Annotated in this window: 10 protein-coding genes and 2 tRNA genes; 5 read left to right on the top strand and 7 right to left on the bottom strand. The window is 50.9% G+C overall.

The genetic code is table 11. The features are described 5' to 3' along the window. Positions 1-2: 2 nt before the first annotated feature. From IPI86_RS06850 to IPI86_RS06820, 7 genes are all read right to left on the bottom strand, one after another. Entirely contained in the window at positions 3-3,674 is a 3,672-nt protein-coding gene (locus tag IPI86_RS06850) for a PAS domain S-box protein (RefSeq protein ID WP_345297247.1), read from the bottom strand. Further along, positions 3,601-5,907, bottom strand: coding sequence for a PAS domain S-box protein (locus tag IPI86_RS06845; protein WP_345297246.1), 2,307 nt, complete (start codon positions 5,905-5,907; stop codon positions 3,601-3,603). The genes IPI86_RS06850 and IPI86_RS06845 overlap by 74 nt, the downstream gene beginning before the upstream one ends. 40 nt (positions 5,908-5,947) lie before the next feature. Then, positions 5,948-6,577, bottom strand: coding sequence for an MEDS domain-containing protein (locus tag IPI86_RS06840; protein WP_345297245.1), 630 nt, complete (start codon positions 6,575-6,577; stop codon positions 5,948-5,950). A gap of 428 nt (positions 6,578-7,005) precedes the next feature. Further along, positions 7,006-9,852: a leucine--tRNA ligase gene (leuS, locus tag IPI86_RS06835; RefSeq protein ID WP_345297244.1), complete on the bottom strand. Its 2,847-nt coding sequence runs from the start codon at positions 9,850-9,852 to the stop codon at positions 7,006-7,008. Positions 9,853-10,364: 512 nt separating this feature from the next. Next, positions 10,365-10,440, bottom strand: a tRNA-Ala gene (locus IPI86_RS06830). 22 nt (positions 10,441-10,462) lie between these two features. Next, positions 10,463-10,535, bottom strand: a tRNA-Ala gene (locus tag IPI86_RS06825). A gap of 69 nt (positions 10,536-10,604) precedes the next feature. After that, positions 10,605-11,864: a GAF domain-containing sensor histidine kinase gene (locus IPI86_RS06820; RefSeq protein WP_345297243.1), complete on the bottom strand. Its 1,260-nt coding sequence runs from the start codon at positions 11,862-11,864 to the stop codon at positions 10,605-10,607. Between the two features lie 51 nt (positions 11,865-11,915). On the opposite strand from IPI86_RS06820, the gene IPI86_RS06815 reads away from it, so the two are divergent. From IPI86_RS06815 to IPI86_RS06795, 5 genes are all read left to right on the top strand, one after another. Continuing rightward, positions 11,916-14,006, top strand: coding sequence for a sensor histidine kinase (locus IPI86_RS06815; RefSeq protein ID WP_345297242.1), 2,091 nt, complete (start codon positions 11,916-11,918; stop codon positions 14,004-14,006). A gap of 103 nt (positions 14,007-14,109) precedes the next feature. After that, on the top strand, positions 14,110-14,748 hold the full coding sequence (locus tag IPI86_RS06810) for a response regulator transcription factor (RefSeq protein ID WP_345297241.1): 639 nt from the start codon (positions 14,110-14,112) through the stop codon (positions 14,746-14,748). Between the two features lie 149 nt (positions 14,749-14,897). After that, the gene (locus IPI86_RS06805; protein WP_345297240.1) at positions 14,898-16,217 is read left to right on the top strand and encodes a cytochrome P450; all 1,320 of its coding nucleotides are present in this window, start codon (positions 14,898-14,900) and stop codon (positions 16,215-16,217) included. A 104-nt stretch (positions 16,218-16,321) separates the two neighbouring features. After that, the gene (locus tag IPI86_RS06800; protein WP_345297239.1) at positions 16,322-17,452 is read left to right on the top strand and encodes a hypothetical protein; all 1,131 of its coding nucleotides are present in this window, start codon (positions 16,322-16,324) and stop codon (positions 17,450-17,452) included. A 129-nt stretch (positions 17,453-17,581) separates the two neighbouring features. Beyond that, positions 17,582-18,352, top strand: coding sequence for a hypothetical protein (locus IPI86_RS06795; RefSeq protein WP_345297238.1), 771 nt, complete (start codon positions 17,582-17,584; stop codon positions 18,350-18,352). Positions 18,353-18,388: the final 36 nt, after the last annotated feature.

The following is an 18,388-nucleotide window of genomic DNA, read 5'->3' as shown; positions in this document are numbered from 1 at the left end:
TCCTAATTCTTTAATTGTGGAAGTGAGAAATAAAACGCGGCGCCGTGGTCGGTTTTTCCTTCCGCCCATATTTTACCGCCGTGCCGGTGAATGATGCGATGAACATTTGCCAGTCCGATGCCAGTGCCTTCGAATTCATCGGCGCGATGTAAGCGTTGAAAAACCCCAAAGAGTTTATCGACGTAATTCATATCGAAGCCAACGCCGTTATCGCGGAAGAAAATTACCACTTCGGTTTCATCTTTTTTTTCACATCCGATCTCGATTTGCGCGGTCTTTCTCGGACGGGTGAACTTCAAGGCATTCGAGATCAGGTTAACCAACACGACGCGCAACATGGCCCGGTCGCCGGTGATTAATGGCAGCGGAGAAATTTCCCATAGGATATCCCTGCCCACGGCTTCGGGCCTGAATTCCTGAATTACATCCTGAACCAATTCATTCAGGTCAACCTGCGATTTGAACATTTCATTGCGGCCCATGCGCGAGAACGACAGGAGATCGTCAATGAGTGTTCCCATCTTCTTGGCCGAGTCGGCAATCACCTCCATATAGTGCTGGCTTTTATCGTCGAGAGGTGTTTTTGTCCTGCTTTTCAACAACTCGATGAAACCATCTATATGTCGCAACGGCGCACGCAGGTCGTGCGAGACAGAGTAGGCAAAGGCTTCCAGTTCCTTGTTTGCGGTTTCCAATTCTGCGGTACGGTCAAGAACCCGCTGTTCAAGGTCCTGATTAAGTCTACGGATTTCTTCTTCCGCTCGTTTGCGGTCGGTAATATCGCGGGAGATACCGATAATGCGAGAGACGCGACCGGTTTCGTCACGCGCGGGGATGAGGCTCGAATGAAAAATATGCCGTCCAGAGGGCAGATCCAATTCAAGTTCCTCTTCGATAGGATGACCCGCTTCGACACAATGGCGATATTTTTCGTTAACCAAACGGGCAACATTTTCAGGGACGGTTTCCTCCTGAGTCTTTCCGATGGACTGGGAACGAGGTATTCCGGTAACCCGTTCAAGGGCGGGATTAACTTCGACAGTTCGGAAACGGCCATCCTCGGTGACGTCGAGCAGGTACAAGCCGTCGAGAACGTTGTCGAAGATGTCACGATACCGCCGTTCACTCTCCCGGAGCGCTTCTTCCGCCCGCTTACGCTCGGTAACGTCACGCGTCAGCCCTAAAAGCGCCTCAACATTTCCCTGATCGTCAAATAGCGGCACAGCATGTGTATCGAGCCAACGTCGAGTCCCTTTCAACCCAATAATTTCAAATTGAAGGTTGTCTCGTTCCCCATGCAGAACCTTTTTTGTCAAATCAATGAATGCTTCGCGGTGTTCTGGTACCACGATTGGATACACCGAATGTCCCGCAACAACCGCGAGATCTTCAACTTCTATCATTGCAAGCCCGGCCGGATTCATATACTTCAATATGCCTTCCGCGCCCACAATCTTTACACATTCCGGCTCGTTCTCAATGATTGACCTTGAGAATGATTCGCTGCGCTTAAGCGCGGCATTTGCCCGCTTGTACTCGGTGATGTCACGCCCATAGAGATTCACGTAGCCGCTCTCCATGATTGGAGCAAACGTCAATGCGAAAAGCCGTTCTCCGCAGTCCACCTCTGCTTCCTGGGGCAAACCACAGTTCAATGCTTCCAATACCAACTTGCGCCAGATATCCGGCAGCCGCTCCCCCACAGAACAATTCCAACCGCGTATCAAATCCACGCTTGCTGGATTCGCGTAGAGCAGAATTCCATCTTGTGTGACCCGCAATACCGGGTTTGGGTTCTCGTTTGGGAATTTAGCCAGCGCTTGTATTTCAGCTTCCGCCTGCTTGCTCGCAGTGATGTCATAGTTGACACCCGTCATGCGCAATGGCTTGCCGTCTGCATCTCGCACGAATTGACCGTAAGCCTTGAGATAGTGGATGCTGCCATCGGGCCATATCACGCGGAACTCGGTATCGTATTCCCGTTCTCCGCGTCGCGCCTGTTGCGAAATTTTGTCGCTGGGGGCGCGGTCATCGGGATGGATTCCTTTCAGCCAGGCTTCATAGGCGCCAACAAAGTCCTCTCTTTTAACACCGTACAGTTCATACATCCCATCATCCCAGACCAGTTCATCTTTTTGGATATCCCAGTCCCAAACTCCCAAATGGGCAGCGAGGGCAGCGAGGGAGAACCGTTCGTTCATTTGCCTCAGATTCTCCTCCGCCTGCTTGCGCTCGGTGATATCCCGGCCAATTGTGGACGCACCAATAATTTTTCCTTCCGCATCCCGCAGAGGTGAGATAGTCAGGGATATATCAATGCGTTGCCTATCTTTTCTTTGGCGCACCGTTTCATAGTGCTCAATATGTTCGCCCATCTTTATCTTTTCAAGGATCATCGGCAACTCATCTGCGTGTTCAGGTGGTACCAGTATTGAGATGGGTTTGCCAACCATTTCACTTTCGGTATAACCGTAGACTCTTTCCGCACCTTTATTCCAACTTGTGACAATTCCATCTAAATCCTTACCGGTGATGGCATCATCGGAAGATTCCACGATGGCAACAAGTCGGGATGCCTTCTCCTCAGCCTGTTTGCGTTCGGTGATATCCATGAGATTTCCGATCACCGCTGTCTTTCCGCCAAAAGCGATCCGTCCACCAAAAACTTCGATATTTTTTGTTCCGCCATCTTTGCATCGTCCGCGGAATTCATAATGTATAGTTTCGATTTCGCCGTCGATGCGACGCCGAATATTCTCTAACACCATTGCATGGTCCTCAGGATGGATGACAAGCCTAGGATCAGCACCGGTCAGTTCCTCGGGCGTATATCCGAATATCGTTGCAAGGGTTGAATTGACATAGCTCAGGCATCCGTCCTGAATGATGTAAATACCAACAAATGCCGTTTCGCTCAAGATCCGGAAACGATTTTCACTCTCGTGCAGCACATCCTCCGCCCGCTTGCGCTCGGTGATGTCGTGGACTGTTGTAAGGCTGAATTTCGCGCCATCATATTCAACTACGGAAGAACTGATTTCCACAGGAAAAACATGTCCATCGCGCGTTTTATGTTGTGTTTCGAATCTTGCATAGTGACCGTTTGCGAACTGTCTATTCATTATATTTCCGGCTGCATCGTATGTGATAACAGCAGCAATGTCGGACGGGCCCATGGTCAGGAGTTCTTCCCGTGTGTACCCCAGGGAATGGCAGGCTGCATCGTTGACGTAAGCGAAGGTCAATTGTTCGTTGATTAGGAAGACAGCATCGGACGATTGGTTAATGGCATGGTTAAGTATGATCAGTTCCCGTTCATTACGTTTGCGTTCAGTAATATCTACCATGACGCCTTCGAGATATTCAACTTTTCCATCCGACCCCATAATTCCTGTTCCCCATTCATCCACCCAACGCCACTCTCCAGATTTGTGGCGAATGCGATATGTAATATGGAATGGGTTGCGATTGACGTCCGTTATGTTATTCTCTTCAGGCGTCGGCATGGTTTTAAGGTCGTCGGGATGATACAGGTCAAAAAAGCTAAGCCCGTTTTCAAGAAAGTCTTCTTTGGCGTATCCGGTCAGGTTTTCAATGGCACTATTGAGATATATAAAAGGTGTAGCGCAGGTCATTTTTACATTGAAAAACAACATTGGGAATATTTTCTGCAAGAGCCCGATATTTCTCCTCGCTTTCGCGCAGAGATTGTTCGGCCTGCCTGCGTTTATTCAGCAGATGGATTCGGTCAAGCGCAACCGCCATATGGCTGGCCAGCGCTTTGAGATATTCCTGTTCTGAGGCAGTTGGGACCAATATCCCCTCATCCCCAAACGTACCCACACCGACCGACCCCATATGCCTGTCAAACAACAAGATGGGGATATTCACAAGTGTACGGTTCCCCAGCTTTTCCACGATCTTCTTATCAGTTCGTTCATCGGTCCGCGCATCTTCAACAACAACGATCTCCCTCGTCTCTACGATCTCCTCCATCATGCGGTCACCCTGAACGGTAAGTGTGGCAACCCCATCCTCCGACATAACATTTTCAGACACGGGGCCTTTTGCAAGCAAAACTTTGGCTTGTTTTTTATCTGGAGTAAAAAGGTATGCCCAGAGATTTTGATAACCGATAACGGCTTGCACTTCATCACGTGCGGAATTCATGACTTCGGCGTAGGTCTCGGCCTGTTCCAGTTTGCGGGAAAGGCGAAGCAGAGACTGGGAATGTTTCTCACGTTCCTGCAAAGAAATTTCCGCCTGCTTACGCTCGGTGATGTCGCGGACTGTTGTAAGGCTGAATTTCGCGCCATCGTATTCAACGACGGAAGAACCGATCTCTACGGGAAAAGTGCGGCCATCGCGCATTTTATGTCGTGTTTCGAATATTGGATAAGAGTCGTTTGAGAACTGTTTATCCATTATGTCTTTGGCTCCGCCAGATGTAATAACAGCATCAATATCGGATGGCCCCATGGTTAAGAGTTCTTCCCGCGTGTAGCCCAGGGAACGGCAGGCCGCATCGTTAACATAAGCGAAGGTCAATTGTTCGTTGATCAGGAAGACTGCATCAGACGATTGGTTAATAGCGCGGTTAAGTATGATCAATTCTCTTTCATTGCGTTTGCGTTCAGTGATATTACGCGCTATCCCCAGAAAAGAGACTACATTCCCGTCACCATCACGGATCACTGAAGAATTCGATGTATGCCACTGCCAGCTGCCATTTTTATGTTTTACCCGATATTCAAATCCCGATTGTTTCTCACCGCTCAATACTGTTCGATTCAGAATATCGCGACATAAAGCAAGTTCATCAGGATGAACAAAGACTTCAAAAGACTTGCCCACCACCTCGCTGGTCTCATGCCCCAACATCTCCTTCCAATTGGGAGAGACATATGTGAAGACCCCATCCGTCGACACTGTGTAGACAATATCATTCGCTTCTTCCACAAACGAGCGAAACCGTTCCTCGCTTTCGTGCAATGCCAGCTCCGCCCGTTTGCGTTCCGTGTTGTCGAATATTGTCGAACGGCTCATCACATAATTGCCGTCGCTGTCTTTTATCGCCGTCGCGTTCAGGAGCACGGGCAGAAGGGTTCCATCCTTGCGAATCATTTCGAATTCCAGATCAGATACCCAGCCTCGCTCTTTAAAAACAGGAAATTTTTCTTTAAATAATTTCAGACTGTTGCTCGTGAGAAAGTCTCGAAACCTGACTTTCCCGACGATCTCATCACGGGAATATCCAAGCCAGCGCAGTTCGGTGTCGTTGATAAGAATAATCAAACCATCTTTATCAAGTGAATGATAGCCACAGGGCGCATTATTATAAAGATCCTTGATCGCCTCATTTGAGGCGCGAAGTTCCTCCGTGCGTTCTGCCACCTTGTTTTCCAATTCATCGCGGGCCTTTTGCAGCAAATCCCTTTGCTGGCGGTTTTCAAGTGAAAGCGCCACGTAATTGGCAAGGTTGTTGATAAACGGTTTATAGACATTAAAAACATCAAGATCGTCGACCTGGAAGATAAAGAAACCGAAATAATGGTAGGGTGAAACAATGGCATTGAATTGCATCCCTGGCTGGGCAGCTAATTCACACTGGAAGCCAGGTTCGAACGAAGAGACCTTTTCGCGTTTTCCATCTCTTTCTCTCATCACCTTGCAGCTTTCGCAAATTTCAGTTTCCATTTCCCCCCTTTGAATACTCACCTCATACAGACAGACTCGACAAGCCTTGATTGCGGGAATACCAATCAATGTTTCAGCAAAGAATTCTGCAAGGCGTGTCGAATCAGGCAGAACGAAGTCAATATTTTGTGCCGCAAGGATTTGCCCCAAAACGCGCACGTCAGCTTTTTGCCAATCGTTCTTTTTGGTGCGGGTATTACTTGTTTTCATAAGTAGCACCTTCTTGAAGCCTTGAAATCTGCGTAGACTTTTACTGCCCTGATCTAAATTCCTCGAGGAATTCATCCGACGACATAAAGTATGGGTTTTGAACAATTTTCCCCTGCACCACCATCCAGGGATGTATCTTTAGCACTTTAAACAATGTCGCACCGTCAAACAGACGGGCATCATATTGGCACATTCCACTGTGGGGGAAATTTGCAACAATCGTATTGAGCAAAGCCTCATACTCCAGCAAATGATCAGAGCCGGGAATACCCTTGAGTGCCCAGGTCATCTCGCCGCAGCTGCGCTGGCCATTAAAACCAGCCTCCTTCGTCATTTCATAGCGGGGCGGCAGGGTACTGATCAATTCGCGCGGATTGAAGTATCCATTCGGGCAGTAGGCGCTCTCGGCGCTGAGTACTTTCACAGGTGGGTTTTCGCTCGTTTCCGAAAGTTCCACTCCCGCTTCCAGGAGCCAGGAATGGACGACTTCCGGGGTAGTCGTATCGGCCAAATAGCGCACCTGCTCCCCCTGTTTGAGACCAGCCGCCATATACTCTGAAACGATCCTTTGACGGTCATCATCATTGTCATAGATTAGACACATATGGACCCCCTCAGGAAAATGAGTCTTCGTGAAGTCCATGTTTATTTCTTTTCTCAAACTATTCATCACAAGCTCCTTTGCAACACCCAGGCAGAATGTGGTTACCTGTGGGTATAAAATACACACCAAACTGCGTTACGGCCAAAAGATAGCGGTAACGGTCCGGACTGGTTTTAGCACATCATTGCCTTGGGCTTTTCATCCGAACAATCCCCCCTTGGGATGAAATGACTCTTCCCCCCGCCTGATCCTTCTGATGACAAGATTGCATAAAAACCTCCCGGGGTGGAAGCTGGATATCAATAAGACTTATTGTATCTCTTATTTTGACACATTCAAAGGTATTTTTCTACTGCAAAAAATCATCAAAATACCGGACAATCTAAATCCGATCATATCCCAGGTATCGACTGGTATTCGAAGTTCCTTGAACAAGAAATCCCTAATGGTTTTATAACCATCAGGGACTTTTCCTGTCAATTTTCTACCTTTTATTACACAACCACACTAACCAATTTTCCTTTCGCCACGATCACCTTGCGAGGTTCCTTGCCTTCCAAATATTTCTGGACAATTTCACTCGCCAGTGCCGCAGCCTTGACTTCCTCTTCGGTGGCTTCAGCTGCGACGGTGATGCGGTCACGCACTTTACCGTTGATCTGGACGGGCAATTCGATGACATCTTCTTTCGCGGCGGCTTCGTCCACGGTGGGCCATTGCTGGGTATGAACAGAGTAAGGTTTGCCCAACTGTAACCATAATTCCTCGGCAATGTGCGGGGTGACAGGAGCCATCATTCTCAAGTAAATATCCTGTGCTTCCTTCCACTCGTCAGTGCCTGCCGCGCCTGCCTCACGAGCCTTGTACATTTCGTTCATCAATTCCATCAAGGATGAAACGATTGTATTGAACTCAAATTGTTCAAAGTTGCGAGTCACACGGCGCAGGGTCTGGTGGACCTTTCGGCGCAGATTCTTTTTCGTTTCGTCAGAGGCAGTGATCGGCGGAGTCGGATCCGTGAACAAAGTCCACACGCGGCGTATCCAACGTACTGATCCTTCAATGCCTTGCGAATCCCACGGCGCACCCATTTCCCAACGCGCGAAGAACATGATGTAGGCACGCACGCTATCTGCACCGTATTTATTCACCAACACATCGGGGGCAATCACATTGCCCTTGCTCTTCGACATCTTGTCACCGTCTTCGCCCAGCACCATGCCCTGATTACGCAATTGCAGCATCGGCTCGTGACCTTCCACAATGCCCGCATCGCGCAGCGCCTTATGGAAAAAGCGTGTGTACAGCAAATGCATGGTGGCATGTTCAATGCCGCCCGTGTATGTGTCAACGGGCATCCAGTAATCATATTCGGCAGGGTCGAACGGACCCTTATCATAATGCGGCGACAGGTAGCGCAGGTGATACCACGATGAACACATGAATGTATCCATCGTATCGGTCTCGCGAGTCGCGGGTCCGTTGCAGACAGGGCAGGTTGTATTCTTCCAGGTCGGATGCAGTTTCAACGGACTTTCGCCAGTTGGGCGCCATTCCACATCTTCGGGCAGTGTCACGGGCAGTTGGTCATCAGGCACAGGGTTCCAGCCGTGTATCTCACAATTGACCATCGGGATCGGCGCGCCCCAATAACGCTGTCGGCTGATCAACCAATCGCGATAACGATAATTGACAGACTCTTTGCCAATGCCCTGTTGTGCCAGCCAATCCAACACGGCCGCAATGCTCGGGTTCTTTCTTCCTTTTTCTGTGTTGACCTTCGTCCCGTTCAACATGCCTGAGTTGACCATTACGCCTGCTCCAACGAAAGCGGCAGTTAACTCCGCTCCATCCGCTTCGGACTCAACCTCGGGCTTGATGACTGGTACGATGGGCAGTTCATACTTTTTGGCAAAAGCAAAATCGCGTTCGTCATGCGCGGGCACCGCCATGATCGCGCCCGTGCCGTAGGACATCATGACATAGTCCGCGATCCAAATTGGGATGCGTGCCTGATTGACAGGGTTGATGGCATACGCGCCCGTGAACACGCCCGTCTTTTCCTTGTCCACTGCGCCGCGTTGAATTTCAGTTTGACGCGCGGCTTGTGCCTTGTATTCTTCAACAACAGTTTTATTTTCAGGCGTGGTAATTTCACTCACCAATGGATGTTCTGGTGAGAACACCATGAACGTCGCGCCCCACAATGTATCGGGACGAGTGGTGAATATCTCCACATCATGGTTGCCAATTTCAGTCTTAAACACGACAGATGCGCCTTCACTGCGATCGATCCAATTCGTCTGTAAGGTTTTCACGCGTTCGGGCCAGTCAATGCCATCGAAGTTCAATAATTCATCAGCGTACTTGGTGGCCTTGAAGAACCACTGGTCCAGATTCTTTTTGATGACTGGAGTGCCGCAGCGTTCGCAATGACGGTCATCTCCCCAAACCTGCTCGCGTGCCAAAGTCGTATTGCATTTCGGGCACCAGTCCACCGCAGACATTTTGCGATAGGCCAATCCCTGCTTGTACAACTGAATGAAGAACCACTCTGTCCATTTGTAATATTCAGGTGACGCCGATATGGCCTCACGCTCCCAATCGAACATTGTGCCCATGGTCTTCATCTGTGTGCGCATACGGTCGATATTTTGGAAGGTGCGCTTCATCGGGTGCACGCCATCTTTGATGGCTGCATTCTCTGCGGGCAGACCGAATGCGTCGAAGCCCATCGGGAACAATACGTTGTAGCCCTTCATCCGCATGAAACGCGCACGCGTATCCGGGGGGATCATCGAAAACCAGTGACCAATATGCAAGTCACCGCTGGGGTAAGGCAGCATGGTCAATGCATAATGCTTCGGTTTTCTATTATCGATCACCGCGCGGTACAGCTTGTCCGCTTCCCATTTTTTCTGCCATTTTGATTCGATTTCCTTCGGGTTGTAGGCTTTATCCTGCCAGTTCGGAGCGGAATCGGCGGGTCTTTTTGTTTTGACAGGGACGATCTCGTTTGGTTTTTCGGTCACGGGCACCACAGCTTTCTGCTTTTCAGCCACCACAACCAAGGCCATCTTCTTCACAGGCTCGATCGCCATTGTGGTTTTCTTCGTTGATTTAGGCGCGGCTTTCTTTACAACCGCCTTTTTCCCTTTCGGGGACGATGTTGCAGCAACCTTCTTCGTTACAGCTTTTTGGGCTGCGGGTTTGCTCTTTGCCGTGCTTTTCTTGACAGCAGGTTTCGCTTTCGGAGCTGCCTTGGCCGCATTTACGGTCTTCTTTACAACTGCCTTCTTGGGAGTCGCCTTTTTGACTGTTTTCTTTTTTGTAGTCGCCATTCTTACCTCATCATAAATATTCTCATCGATTGATATTTCGATTTCAGTTTCGTCATCCTCTGCTGCTGTAAGCGCGTTGAGGCTTGTTCTGAGCAAGGCCAAAGAGAAGAGGCCCCTGTTTCCAGAAGATGTAATTGATCCGAATGTTCATACGAGCCTCCTTTTCTTTAGGCAACCATCCAACTTAAACAAAAAACCCTTCATCCACATCAGGGACGAAGAGTTCACTCCGCGGTACCACCCAGATTCGGTTGAAAAGTTTGAAGGCTACAAGTTGCAGGTTTCCCTTCAACATTCAACCTTTCAACTTTCAAACGCTCTTTGTTGCTGTAACGGGCTTACCCGTCGCTGACTACTTTGTTTCACCAGCGAAGTCCTCTTACGAGATAACAGGCGAGTTCGGTCTTCTCGAATAGTGCCCCGTTGACACTGGTGCTGGGCTTCCACCTCACTCTCCCAACTCGCTGACGGGTTGACCTACTACTCCTGTCATGACTTTTCAGTTTTTAATTTGGTGGACCCAGAGGGATTCGAACCCTCGACCTTCTCAATGCCATTGAGACGCGCTCCCAACTGCGCTATGGGCCCATATAAATTTTTTCTGTAGCAGTGGACCTGAGGGGATTCGAACCCCTGGCCTCCTCAGTGCGATTGAGGCGCGCTCCCAACTGCGCTACAGGCCCGTTTATAAGGCGAAGCGTATTCTACCTGAGGCATTTGGGAATGTCAATGTGGAAAAATGGGTTTGTGGACTATCCCTGTGCCGCCGAAAGTGAAACTTTGAAGGTCGCACCCTGCCCTGCCCCGTCAGATTCAGCCCAGAGCTTTCCATCCTGCGCTTCGATCAATCCCTTTGCAATGGTAAGGCCAATGCCCAACCCGCCATAATGACGGGTGTTCGGCGGTTCGATCTGATAAAACTCTTCGAATATTTTTTGTAATTTATCAGAAGGAATACCGATACCGTGATCTTGTATCCATGCCACAACCTGCTTGCCCTGTTCAGCCGCGCCGATGACGATCTCACTGCCTTCAGGTGAAAAACGGATCGCATTATTGAGCAGGTTAACAAATGCCAGCGCAGTCTTCTCCGCATCGACTTTCACAAAGATGGGAGTCTCTTGAAAATCGAGAACCAGACTCAGGTCACGCCTTGCCGCGAAGTATTTGATCTCATCCACCGCAAAGTTCAAAACATCCTGAATCGAGATGCGGATGGGCCGCATTTCCATCTCATCGGCCTGAAGCAATGTCAGGTTATTCATCTGATCGAGGAGCGAACGCATCTGCGACGCCGCGCCAAGCACCTGATTGGCATGATCCGATGATTCACCTTTGGCACCTTCCTGCAGGAAGGTGGCATAACCGATGATGATCCCAAGCGGGGTACGCAATTCGTGTGAAGCCAGCGAAAGGAAATTGCTCTTGATCTGATTCGTTACCTTAACTTTTTCCAAAGCCTGTTGTGTAGTGCGCAGCAAACGCGCGTTGTTGATCGCGATCGCAGCATGCGCGGCAATGACGGATAAGGTCGCCACATCGCTGTCGGTAAAGGCGCCGTCACGTTTGTTGACCGCTTCCAACACACCCATCGTGCGATCCTTAATGGGCATGGGCACGCCAAGCAATGTGTTCGTTTTGAATTTGATGTGATCTGAAACAGGGGCGTAATGACGCGGATCCTGCTCGGCATTGTTCAGGATAAGCGGTTTGTTCGTACGGAAGATCGTACCCGCGAGACTGCTATCAATGGGAACGGGGATCTCCGCCAATTTCGCAGGATCTGACCCTGTAGCCGCTGCAAAGAACAGGCGCGGATTCTTTTCATCATAAAGCAAAATGGATGATGCTTCACATTCCAACAGTTCGGTTGCGGTTGCGGTGATGAGCTGGAGCAGTTCATCGAGATCAAGCGTGGAATTCAGCGTGACACTTAACTCCACAAGACGCAAAAGCAGGCTGTGTCGGCCTTCAAGTTCTTTGAGTTGACCCGTCTTTGAAAGGTTTGGCATGCGAACAGTGTACTTCTTTTTCAAAGTGAATTCAAGCCCCAGTTGTCCGAATTGCATGTCAAAAACGTGGCAGGTACAAAGGATGCATCTCTTTTCCTTGACCCGCTCCCCCGCACACCCTACAATTCAAGCACGATGAAAAGTTTTATCCGCCTCCATCTGCCTATTTTAGGAACCCTCGTATTTCAAGGGATCTTATTATTCTGGGCAGTGCGCGCAGATGGCAGAACGCTGCCGCAGGTGGCTTCGCTTTTTTCGCTGGTCATTTCCATTTTGATCCTGATCACCGGCCTGCTGCCTGCCATCGTCCGCCCGCAGGAGAGTCACACCATCGTTGCCTGTTTTGCGATTTCGTTTGCCTTTCTACTTTTCATCCCCTTTGAAATCAGCGACATGCCTTTTGCCCAGCCTGGCGCACCTTTGGTTCAATTCGTGCCGCCGCTGATCCTTTCGCGCCTCATCAATGGAAGCATCCTTTTACCGATGGCGATCCATATGAGTGCACGCTTTCCAAGACGCAACTCCATGCCCACGCGCACGATCGTGGGTGCATATATCTTTTCGATCACATTGCTGTTCCTGTTCCTGATCGCGTCCAACCCGTGGCAAAGGTTGATCATGCTCATGTCCACACTGGGATGGTTTCTGGTTGCAATCGCTTTCTTTTTCATCAATTTACTCAGAGCTGCGAGAGATACAGAAAACCTTCAAGACGCCCAACGCGCGCGCATCGTTTTTTTCAGCATCGCCGTTGCAGAAATTCCGCTTTTGATGCGGCCATTTTCCATCGCCCTCAATCTCGACGCCCTGCCCTACAACGTCGTGCTGTTCTTCCAGCTTTTTGTGCCTTTGGGGATTTCCTACGCCGTATTGCGACACGACCTCTTCGGCATTGACCGAGTCCTCAGGCGGACTCTGGCCTACGGAACGGTTTCGATTCTTCTCTTAACCTTGTATCTGGCTCTGACCACAGGCATGACCGCCCTTTTTGCGGATTCGCTTACGTCGCGGCCCATCGCACCTTTGGTCAGTTTGTTCATCGCCGCCATTCTCTTCGAACCGACTCGCAAATTCGTCCAAACCTGGCTGGATCGAATCCTCTACCCCGACAGGCTGCGATTCCAAAACGCCGTGCAGGAGATGCAAAATTCGCTGGCACGCGCCAACCGCCGCGAGCAGATCATCCACCTTCTAAATGAAGTCTTCCCCGCGCAGATCGGAGCGGAATGGGGCGCGTTGAAATTATTCCCCGAACCCGATGTGCCGCCCCCGCACCTGACCCCAGGCTGGAACACCCGCCTGATCGCAGGGAGTGTTTCTTTTGGCGGTTACTGGCTGGGCACGCGCAAAGCGGGTCCGCTCTATGATTCGGATGAACGCGCACGCTTGAGCGCATTGGGTCAGCAGGCTGCTTTTGCGTTGGCGTATGCGAACGCGTATGAAAATTTGTATGCGTTGAATCAAACGCTTGAAGAGCGCGTGAAAGAACAGACCCAGCTTGCGCTTGCGAATCAAAAATCGGTGGCGGCGTATGAAGAACGGCAGAGAATCGCCCGTGACCTGCACGACTCGGTGACGCAAAGCCTGTTCGGCATGCACCTCATGGCACGCGGATTGGCGGCCAAATCCACGCCTGAGATGAGGGAGGATCTGGTCGCGCTGGAGACTCAGGCGCGGGAGACCCTGCGTGAAATGCGCCTGCTGTTGGATCAATTGCGAAATGCCGCAGCCGAAGAAAATGTCAATTTGACGGAAGCAGTTCAAGGCGTGTGCGAAGCGTTCGCTCAACGAAGCGGACCTGAAGGCGGGCCACTCCTTTCGATAACGCTGGAGATGCCAAAGGGAGTCATCCTCCAAAAAAGCATTGCCGATGAAGCCCTGTGGGTGATTCGCGAGTCGCTGCAAAATATCATCAAGCACAGTGAAAGCCGCGATGCAAAAGTGACCGTTCAAAAGGATGCAATGCTGCATGGAACGATACGGGATTTTGGAAAAGGATTCGATGTGAACAATCTGCCTGCAGGGCATTACGGCCTGCGCGGAATGCGCGAACGCGTGCTGGCCCTCGGCGGTGAATTGAAAATTGACCTTGACGAAGGCACAGTTGTTTCGTTTACTTTGCCGTTGCCAGCAGCACCATAAAAAATTTAACCACAGATGAATACAGATAAACTCTGATTTTAATGATGCTGTCGAAAATACTTTTCATCTATGTTTATCCGTGGCTAAGAAATGGAGAGAGCCCATGCTAAAAATAATCATCGCCGATGACCATCAGATCGTCCGCCGCGGATTGCGGATGACGATCGAAGCCGAAAAAGATTTGAAGGTGCTGGCCGAAGCCGTAAATGGCACGGAGGTTTTGGCGCTCATCAAAAAGCACAGCCCCGATGTGGTGCTGATGGATTTGCAAATGCCAGAGATGGACGGCGTCGAAGCATTGAAGACCATCCGCCCTGAATTCCCCGAACTGCCTGTGTTGATCCTGACCTCGTTCACCGATGATGCGCATGTGTATGCGGCATTGCGCGCAGGCGCAAGCGGATTTCTGCTAAAGGAAATGGGCGGAGATGAATTGGTCGAGGCGATTCGCGGCGCGGCCAAAGGCAAACCGCAATTGCACCCGGATATTGCCAAACGCCTGATGGCGCGCGCGCCGATGCCCGAAGACCCGTTCGAAAAATTGACCGAACGCGAACGCGAAATTTTGAAATTGCTCGGCCGCGGCATGAGCAACAAGGAAATCGCTGCCGCGTTGACCTTGACCGAAATGACGGTGAAGGGATATGTCAGCGATGTATTGATGAAGCTGGGGGTGAATGACCGCACGCAAGCCGCATTGATGGCGGTGCGGTTTGGGTTGGTAAAGCCAGAAGAACTTTGACCCCCCATCGCAGTCTTCCCCATTTCAAAAACCGAAATAGGGGAAGGAGATGACCCACTAAATAGGGGGAGGAATCACCCACCACGGCGGGCATACATAACAAAGCCAGCGCCTGTATCCTTGGGGTAACAAGAACAAAGGAGACAGACATGGAAACAAATCTCACTCTCAGCACAATGGATGCGGACATTTCACCGCTCGGATTTATCTGGGGCATGCTGCGCAGTCCGCTGCATACGCTGGCCGACCTTGCGCGTGACAACGGCGATATCGCCCATGTGAAAATGCCGAAACGTGATTTCTACCTGCTCAATCATCCCGAATTCATCGAAGAAGTGCTGGTCAAACAGCAGGCGAATTTCATCAAAGGGCCCAGCCTGCAGCGCGCACGCATCATCCTTGGAGAAGGTTTACTCACCAGTGAAGGCGACGAACACCTCTCACAGCGCCGCGCCTTGCAGCCTGCCTTCCATCGCACAAAGATGGAAGAGTACCTGCCCGTGATGGGCGTCAGCACGTTCGACCATCTCACCCGTTGGCAGCACGGCTCGGTCGTGGATATGTCCGATGAAATGATGCGGTTGACCTTGAACATCGCCCTGTGGTCGTTTTTCGGCAGCGCACCCGAAGGCTCGGTGGAACGCGTGAGCGAAGCGATGAAGACGCTGATCCGCCTCTTTCCGCTGGCCCAGCTTCCGTTACCGGAGGCGACGCGCATGTTATTCCCCAAATTCAGGCAGGCCAAGTCCGACCTCAACATCGTCACCGAAACCCTGCTTGCCAATCCGCAATCGGAACAGGCACAGCGCGCGCTCATCAACATTTTGAAAAACGAACACAGCGACCAATTCACCGACGAGCAAATTCACGCGCATGTGCTCACCTTTTTGCTGGCGGGTCACGAAACCACCGCGTTGCTCCTCTCTTGGTGTTGGGACATGATCTCACAGGACCCGTTCGTGCAGGGCAAACTGCAAGCCGAAGCCGATGCCGTGCTCGGCGACCGCTTCCCCACCCCGGAAGATATCAAAAACCTCAACTACACCCGCCTGGTCGTGAAAGAGACTTTGCGAATGCGCCCGCCCGCATGGGCATTGGGCAGGCAGGCCGTGCAAGATTGTGTAATCGGCGGACAGGATATCAAGGCTGGATCGGTCGTGCTGATGAGTCAATGGGTCACCCAGCATGACCCGCGATTTTATGACTCACCGCTTCAATTCCGACCTGAACGCTGGTCGGAGCTCGAAAGGCTTCCATTTCCCCGTTACGCTTTCTTCCCATTCGGCGGCGGCAACAGGGTTTGCATCGGCGAGCACTTCGCCATGACAGAAGCCATCGCCATCCTCGCCATGATCTCGCGCCGCTGGCAGGTGCTTCCGACTCAAACCAAACACGCGGCGCCGAAACCCAGCGTCACTTTGCGGCCCAACAAAGGTGTAAAGGTGCTTATTGAAAAGAGAGATGTATAGTGAATTATCAGAATTCACAAAACGTAATAACGACTTTAGTCGTTCAAGTAAAGGCGACTGAAGTCGCCACTACACAACCTTTCATAAATATATTGGAGAAACCAATGAAAAACAAACTTCAGATCATCATCAGCGTAATTTTGCTCATGGCTGTGACCCTCGCCTGCGGAGGCACAGCCGCCACCCCAGCCGCGCAAGACCCGAACATCGTCATCAATACCGCCATCGCAGGGACACAGCAGGCAAATGCATTGGCGCAAGCCACCGTCAATGCCAATGTGCTCACCGCCATGCCCGCCACCCCCACCCCCGGTCCCACTGTAGACTACGTGGCACTGACCGAAGAAGAGCTCGCCGCTCTCATTGATGAAGCCGTCGCTGAAGCTGTCGCCGCCACTGAAGCCACCACCAGTTCGGTATATACCACCACCAGCGATGACGCGGTCACCACCGAAGAAGTCACTTATGTGTACGATTATTATTACTACGCCGATTACTACGTCGAATACGCCGAAGACCTGATGGCAGAATACTACGCACTGTATTCAGACCTCGCCTACGAAGCCATCGCTGAAATGCAGGCCATCGAAGCAGAGTTGAATCAATTGAATGAAACGCTGGTCTCCATTGACCAGTCTCTGCAGGAGATCAGCACCACGCTGGAACAAGGCCTTGAACTGGCGGAAGAAAGCATTGCTCAGTTGGAGAATGCCGCCCAACAGGCACAGGTGAAAGCAGAAGCCGTGAAAGGACAGGCGCAGGATATGCTCGAAGTGGTCAAGACAGATCAGCAGGGCCGCGTGGATGCGATCACTGGCATCCAACCGAACAACATCCCCACCGACCAGATCGCAGCTTTGCAAAGCGCCTTCGATTTCGTCGATGCTGCCAACCTTGCGATGGGTGATAACAAACTCTCCCGAGATGAGTTGATGAACCTGGCCCAACTCGGCAAGAACGCCCAAGCTGGCTTCATGGAGCTCGGCAAAAATGGCGGTGGACCCAGCCTGCCCGGCGGTGGAACGCTCGATTTCACCCAAATGAGCGGAAAGTTCAACGACATCACCACCCAGTTCGCCCGTGGACAAATGCCGCAAGCCCGCAGCGGACTCGGTCAGTTCGAGATGTCACTCGGTGGGCGCCCCGGTGGCGGCGGTCCTGGTGCCCCGGGTGGAGGCGGGCCCGGAGGACCAGGCGCACCCGGCGGCGGAGGCCCCGGCGGTCCGCGACCGTAAAACAAAAAGGGATGGCAGTTCTGTCTGTCATCCCTTTTTGTATGCCTTTCGTCACTTCTTGCTTGACCCGCGCGAATCAAAGTTTTACAATGACCGTGAAATCATCTTTCATACCAAGAGGTGGAAAACATGAATGGTCAAACAGAATCCATGCGCTGGGAAACAAAGGTCTTTATCTTCCTGCTGATCTCGAGTTGTCTCGTTACAACGGGAATCTGTGCCTGTTTTTCTTCAGCACTTTTTCTTGCAAACAAGGCAACCCAACAAGAATTTCCAGCAATCGAGGACTCGATAGAGCCGAGCGTTGCCTGTCCAAGAGTTCCCGAAGGGTGGAGGATCGTAAAGGAAAACACCTTCGACGAAAATGTAAATAAATGGCCGCTCGGGAAAGCCTCCGACGAATATGACACCACCAACCTGATGATGGAAGGCGGCGTTCTTCGTTATGAAGTGTCTGCTCACAAAGGGGTGTATTCCCATCAGCACCCGGGTCTGGGCAAGAGTCTGGAGAATTTCTACATGACCGCTGACATTCAAAAAGTATCCGGGCCGCGCGATGCAGAATATGGAGTTGTGTTTCGCGCACGCGGAGAACGGCAGGTTGTTTTCAGCATACAAGATTCTGGCATGGTTGCGGTTACTCCGCGTGATGTTGGCGGGGTATGGCAGGATGACTGGCTTGTAAAATACTCGAATCATGTAGAAAAAGATCAAAGCAACCAATTCGTTGTATATGTCCATGGGTGGACGTATACATTTTGCGTTAATCAATTCATTGTAGGAGAGGTGGAAAGTTCAACCTATCCTTCCGGGCAATTCGGCATCGGCGTTTTTCTAGACGCAGGCGATAAGGCAGTTTTCGAGATCGACAATTTCAACATCTACGCTCCAGAGGAATAGCCAGTCGACTTAAGACAATCAAAAACAGATGAGGCG

It is taken from the genome of Candidatus Villigracilis affinis (assembly GCF_016705895.1).
In the GTDB taxonomy this organism is placed as follows: domain Bacteria; phylum Chloroflexota; class Anaerolineae; order Anaerolineales; family Villigracilaceae; genus Villigracilis; species Villigracilis affinis.
Note: the sequence above shows the minus strand (reverse complement) of the source record. Positions and strands in the feature narration are given on the sequence as shown.

Excerpts from the sequence above, each read along its gene's own strand:
- IPI86_RS06845 (WP_345297246.1), bottom strand. The coding sequence starts at position 5,907 with ATGAAAACAAGTAATACCCGCACCAAAAAGAACGATTGGCAAAAAGCT.
- IPI86_RS06840 (WP_345297245.1), bottom strand. The coding sequence starts at position 6,577 with ATGAATAGTTTGAGAAAAGAAATAAACATGGACTTCACGAAGACTCAT.
- leuS (WP_345297244.1), bottom strand. The coding sequence starts at position 9,852 with ATGGCGACTACAAAAAAGAAAACAGTCAAAAAGGCGACTCCCAAGAAG.
- IPI86_RS06820 (WP_345297243.1), bottom strand. The coding sequence starts at position 11,864 with ATGCCAAACCTTTCAAAGACGGGTCAACTCAAAGAACTTGAAGGCCGA.
- IPI86_RS06810 (WP_345297241.1), top strand. The coding sequence starts at position 14,110 with ATGCTAAAAATAATCATCGCCGATGACCATCAGATCGTCCGCCGCGGA.
- IPI86_RS06805 (WP_345297240.1), top strand. The coding sequence starts at position 14,898 with ATGGAAACAAATCTCACTCTCAGCACAATGGATGCGGACATTTCACCG.
- IPI86_RS06800 (WP_345297239.1), top strand. The coding sequence starts at position 16,322 with ATGAAAAACAAACTTCAGATCATCATCAGCGTAATTTTGCTCATGGCT.
- IPI86_RS06795 (WP_345297238.1), top strand. The coding sequence starts at position 17,582 with ATGAATGGTCAAACAGAATCCATGCGCTGGGAAACAAAGGTCTTTATC.